Source organism: Frankia sp. AiPs1 (assembly GCF_023716945.1).
In the GTDB taxonomy this organism is placed as follows: domain Bacteria; phylum Actinomycetota; class Actinomycetes; order Frankiales; family Frankiaceae; genus Frankia.
In genome coordinates, this window is record NZ_JAMQQF010000409.1 from 1 (window position 1) to 5,485 (window position 5,485).

A 5,485-nucleotide genomic window follows, 5' to 3' on the forward strand; every position below is an offset into this window, starting at 1 on the left:
GTGGGAATCGGGGCGCGCGGCCCGGACCGTGGCGACCGCTCGCGCCGGCCGTCGCGGCCGGAGCTGTTCCTCGAAGCGGTCCCGCTCGTCGGCGAGGCTCGCGAGCTCCTCGCCGATGCGGTCCAGGTCGCGCTGCAGGCGCCGGCGCAGGCGTCGTACCGCCGGGCCGCTCGACCCGGCCTGCCGGCTGCGCCGCAGGTCGTGGCGCAGGCGCTCCAGGTCGTGGTGCACCTGCTCCTCCAGCCGGGACAGCCGGCCCTGTGCCTGCCGCGCCGCCAGCCGAGAAAGCTGACCGGTGATCAACGGTGAGCGCGCCAGCGCCCGGACGCCGACCGTCATCACGATCAGGCCGAGCAGCTCGCCGGCGACCGCGAGCGGAGTCAGCCGCAGCTCGCCGCCGAGCAGCCCCACGCCGATGGCGACGCCGGCAAGCGGCTCGACGCTGACCGACGCCGGCAGCGACGCGGGCAGCGGGGCCATCTCGTAGGCGCTCTGCGCGAGCAACGCGCTGATCACTGCCACGGCCGCGACCGCCCAGGGCAGCCAGGACCGGGCCAGCGCGTCGGCGCCGTCGGCGGTCAGCAGGTGGCCGGCGGCGCTGACGAGCGCGGCCTGCAGTGCGGACAGCAGGCCCGCGGCCCCGGCCAGCAGCGGCGCGCGCCGCACGGCCGCGAACCTCCGCGTCCCCCAGACCGCGCCGAATACGACCAGCCCGACCAGGACTCCCGTCAGAATCCAGCCGCCGGAGGTCGCGGCCTCGGAATCGCCCGCGTCCGGGTTGCCGGCAAACACGAACAGGCCGAGCCCGACGGCGGTCGCGGCGGCGGCCATCCAGTCCCGCCGCGGCACCACGCGGCGCGCGAGCACCGCGGCGAGCGGCAGGGCGAACAGGAGCTGGCAGATCTGCAGGGGTTCGACGAGCGCGACGGCGCCGTGGGTCAGCGCGGCCCCGGCCAGCAGGCTGCCCAGCGCGCCGATGGCGACGCCAAAGTCCCACAGCGGCCGGCGGACCAGCCACAACAGCAGCCGCAACCGCAGGACGTCACCGGGTGGCGCGCGGAAGGCCACCCGCTGCTGGATGACGGCGGCCACCCCGAAGCACACGGCGGCTCCCAGGCCGAGCAGATAGGTCGCCACGCCTCCTCGATCCCGCCGTGGTCCCGTCGCGTCCGGCGGCGACGGACCGTCCGTCGCCTCGTGACGCCGGCCCCCGGCGTGTGCCCGGCCGCGTCGACGGCCGGTTCCCCACAGAGTGTCATGCCGATGGCCGGATGGCGGTCAGCGGTCGTTCATCCGTCCCCGTTCGGGCGTCATCGGCGGTACATCTCACACCGGACGCCGACTGCAACCGCTTCGCGGGCACCCCGGCTAGACGCCGCGCAGTCCGCCGACGCCACCTCGTACTCGACTCGACTCGACTCGACGCGGCTCGGCGCCGGTCCGCCGACGCCATCCGGCCCGCCACGACGGGTCGCCATGACAACTCGCCACCACGGGTCGCCACGACGACTCGCCACCACGGGTCACGGACGTCGCCTGATTCGTCATGTCCCGGGGCGATGGCCGGCCCGGCCCACCCGGCGAAGGCGCGCACGCGAACATCGTGAGCGGTATGAAGGGACGGCAGCCCAATGTGACCGGAGCGACAAAGGCAGGTGGACGATGCCGGTGGACACCCGGACGACCGTGGAACACGGCGATGCCCCGGTTCGGTATGACGTCGCCGATCAGGTCGCGACGATCACCTTCGACCGCCCGGACAAGCTCAACGCGCTGACCGTGGCGATGGGCGACCGGCTGTTCGCGCTGCTGCAGCGGGCCGACGCCGACCCCCGGGTCCGAGCTGTCGTGATCACCGGGGCAGGGCGGGCGTTCTCCGCCGGCGCGGACCTCGCCATGCTGGCGCACACGCCGGTCGACGGCCGGGACTCGTTGATCGTCTCACCGGAGAACGGCCCCGCGATGATCCGCTCGCTGCGCCTGCCGGTGATCGCGGCGATCAACGGGCCGGCAGCCGGGCTGGCGTTCGCGGTCAGCCTTGCGGCCGACGTCCGGTTCGTCGCCGCGGATGCGAAGCTGTCGCTGCCGTTCTCCCGGCTGGGCCTGTACTCGGAGTACGGATCGGCCTGGCTGCTACCCCGGTTGATCGGTGCCGGCGCCGCCGCGGACCTGCTGCTGTCCGGCCGGGTCTTCCTCGGCACCGAGGCGGGCGAGCTGGGCCTCGCCCAGCGGGTCCTGCCCGCCGCTGAGGTGCTGCCGGCCGCCCTGGACTACGCCCGCGACCTGGCTCTGAACTGTTCACCGGACGCGCTGGCGGTGATTCGCAGCATGATCGACGACGCCGCCGTCTCGCCGCTCGCGGCGCACTACGCGGCGACCGTGCCGGTGATGCGCGCCGGCCTGCGCGCGTTCGACTTCGACGAGGGCGTCGCCGCCCGCAGGGAGAAGCGCCCCCCGCAGTTCCGCGAGCGCCTCCCTGGCGGGTCGGACCGGCCGGCGTCGATCTGACCCGCCCACGCCGGACTGACAGGTGGCCGAAGGCGTCAACACAAAGGCGTCGACGGCCGGGGCGTTGCGGATAACGACATTGAATCGCGGACCGCGGACCGCGGGCAGGTGCGTGCCGGCCGCCTCTCATCGAGGTGCGATGATTCCGGCATGACGGATACGGGGACTTCGTCGGGGCTCGGAGGCTGGGACTTCTTCGTGTCATATTGCCGCGCGGATCTCCGCTGGGCCGAGTGGGTGGCCTGGGAGCTGGACCAGGCAGGATACCGGGTTCTGCTCCGGGCCTGGGACTCCGTTGCCGGTACGCACTGGCTGACCACACAGGACCAGGCCATCCAGGACTCGACCAGAACGATCGCGTTGCTGTCACATTCCTATCTCGAGTCGGTGTCCAACAAAAAGGACTGGCAGGTCGCTGTGGGGGCGGATCCGCAGGGACTGGCTCGAAGACTCCTGCCGGTTCGGATCGAGGACTGCCCACGGCCTGGTCTGCTCCACGGCATCGTGTCCATCGACCTGTTCAGCCGGTCCGAAGAGGACGCCCGGCGCTATCTGCTTGCTCGAATCCGCCAGGCGCTCCAGGGCAACGCCAAACCGGCCCGAACGCCACGGTTCCCGGGCGGCGCGGTGATGCCCGCGCCGGTCGTGGAGCCGCCGTTTCCCACGCTCGCGGACTCGCTGATCGCGCCGCACCCGATCGGCTCGCCGCTGACCGGACACCGGGCCGGGGTGCGCGCGGTGGGCTTCTCGCCCGACGGGCACGTCGTGGCCAGTGCTGGGGACGACGCGAAGGTCCGGTTGTGGGACATCGCCGGTCTGGCGCAGCCTTACCAGCTCGGCAGACCCCTCGCGGCCGGCACCGGCATAGCGCGAGGTGTGGTGTTCTCTCCCGGCGGGGAGGTACTCGCCGCCGCTGGCAGCGACAAGATCATGCGAATGTGGAACGTCGCCGATCCGGCGCATCCGCTACTCGTCGGTGAGACCGACACCGGCCACACCGGCAGCGTGAGAACCCTGGCTTTCGCACGCGACGGGACGATTCTCGCTACCGGTAGCGCCGACCGGTCGGTTCGGCTGTGGGAGGTGAGCGAGCCAGCCCAGCCACGCCACGCTGGTCATCCGCTCACGGGTCATACCGGCCTCGTCCACTCCGTGGCGTTCTCCCCGGATGGCCAGATGATCGCGACCGCGAGCGAGGACCATTCGGTCCGGCTGTGGAACATCGCCGACCCGACCGCCGCATATCAGGTCGGCCGACCGCTGACAGCCACCCGCGTCATGTGGTCGGCCAGGTTCTCTCCCGACGGAACGACCCTCGCGACCGCCGGTAGCGACATGACGATTCGCCTGTGGGACGTCACCGATCCGACGGATCCCCATCCGATCGGCCGACCCCTGACCGGCCACACCGCGCGGATCCGGTCCCTGGACTTCGCACCCGACGGCAAAAGGCTCGCCAGCTGCGGCGAGGACAACAGTGTGCGTCTCCGGCAGATCGTGGACCGAGTAAGCCCGTTCCCGATCGGCCCGCCCCTGACCGGCCACACCGAGGCAGCGATGGCCGTGGCGTTCTCCCCGGACGGCCGGACCCTTGCAACGGCCAGCAGGGATCGCACCGTCCGGCTCTGGGCCGTGAGCTGACCCAGCCGATTTCACCAGGCAACCAGAGCTGCGGCACCGACCACCACTTTCCGTGACAGCCAGCTTCCCGCAGCCCGAACTACCGGTCACCTCGGCCTGCCACCCGCACCGCTACCGCGGCAACCGCCGGGGGGGTGGCGGGCACCCTGTGTCGGGGCTTCGATCAGAATGGAGACGACTGGGTACGAGGCAATGCATTGCGGCTCCAACCGGGCGCGAGGAGGCGTTGAGATGAGCGAGCACGCAGGGATCGGGCAGGCGGGAACGGCCGTGGTGACCGGCGGCGGGACGGGGATCGGCCGGGCGATCGCGCGGGCCCTGACCGAACGCGGCGACCGGGTCGTCATCGTCGGGCGCCGACCCGATCGGTTGGAATCCGCGGCCAAGGACATCAACGCAGAGGTCGGCGGGCCGCCGGTGCTGCCCTTCACCGCCGACGTCACCGATCCCGACCAGGTCGAACTCCTCGCCAGATTCGTGACCGGCGAGTTCGGCACCCTGGATGTGCTGGTCAACAACGCGGGCGGCACCCACGCCGGGCCGGTGACCTCGCTGCGCGACCTGGCGACCAGGCACACGACGCTCTACCTGACGAACGTCGTCAGCGCCCTGCTGGTCACGCAGGCGCTCGGCCCCGCGATCCGGCGACCGGGCGGGCGCATCATCATGATCAGCTCCAGGTCGGCGCGCAGTGCCGGCGGCGACCCGGGCTACGCCGCCACCAAGGCGGCACTCAACCGGATCGTCGTCGGCCTCGCCAACGACTACGGCCCCGACGGGGTGACGGTCAACGCGGTCGCCCCCGGTTACGTGCCGGACACCGAGCTGTACTCCGGGGCGATTCCGACCGAGTGGCACGAACGGATCGTCGCCGGCATCTCGGTGGGCCGCGGCGGGGAGCCCGCCGAGATAGCCACCGTGGTCCGCGACCTCGCCACGCCGGGTTCGTCGTTCGTCAACGGCACCGTCATCGAGGTCGACGGCGGTCTGCGCCCCAGTACCTGAGGCCAGCCCAGCACCTGAACCAGCCCCGTACCGGAACCAGCCCAGCACCGGAACCAGCCCAGTCGGGTCGGCCCGCGCGGGGCTGACCCACGGCCGTCCTCGTTCACCAGAACGATCAGGAAGGCGGTCGATCTCTCATCGATGGGATGAGTCCCGGCGCTCCGGACGCGGGGCCCGATCCGTGGTGAGCCGATCCGTGGTGAGCCGATCCGTGGTGAGCGGCCGGCGGCGCCGGCCGCCGCGGGTCGTCGTCGTGCTGCTGGCCTGCCTCCTGTTGGTCGCGGGCTGCCTCGGGCGCAGTCCCGAGCGGGCCGGCGGGGACGGCGCCCGC

General features: G+C 72.2%; 4 protein-coding genes. 3 read left to right on the forward strand and 1 reads right to left on the reverse strand.

What is annotated here, in order from left to right:
• The coding region (locus tag ND748_RS24085; protein ID WP_251748241.1) for a DMT family transporter at positions 1-1,137 on the reverse strand (1,137 nt) is incomplete at its 3' end.
• Between the two features lie 525 nt (positions 1,138-1,662).
• On the opposite strand from ND748_RS24085, the gene ND748_RS24090 reads away from it, so the two are divergent.
• From ND748_RS24090 to ND748_RS24100, 3 genes are all read left to right on the forward strand, one after another.
• On the forward strand, positions 1,663-2,508 hold the full coding sequence (locus tag ND748_RS24090; protein WP_251748242.1) for an enoyl-CoA hydratase-related protein: 846 nt from the start codon (positions 1,663-1,665) through the stop codon (positions 2,506-2,508).
• 150 nt (positions 2,509-2,658) lie between these two features.
• Complete coding sequence (locus ND748_RS24095; protein ID WP_251748243.1) at positions 2,659-4,149, forward strand: TIR domain-containing protein; 1,491 nt, start codon at positions 2,659-2,661, stop codon at positions 4,147-4,149.
• A gap of 231 nt (positions 4,150-4,380) precedes the next feature.
• Complete coding sequence (locus tag ND748_RS24100; protein ID WP_251748245.1) at positions 4,381-5,154, forward strand: SDR family NAD(P)-dependent oxidoreductase; 774 nt, start codon at positions 4,381-4,383, stop codon at positions 5,152-5,154.
• The last annotated feature ends 331 nt before the right edge of the window (positions 5,155-5,485 follow it).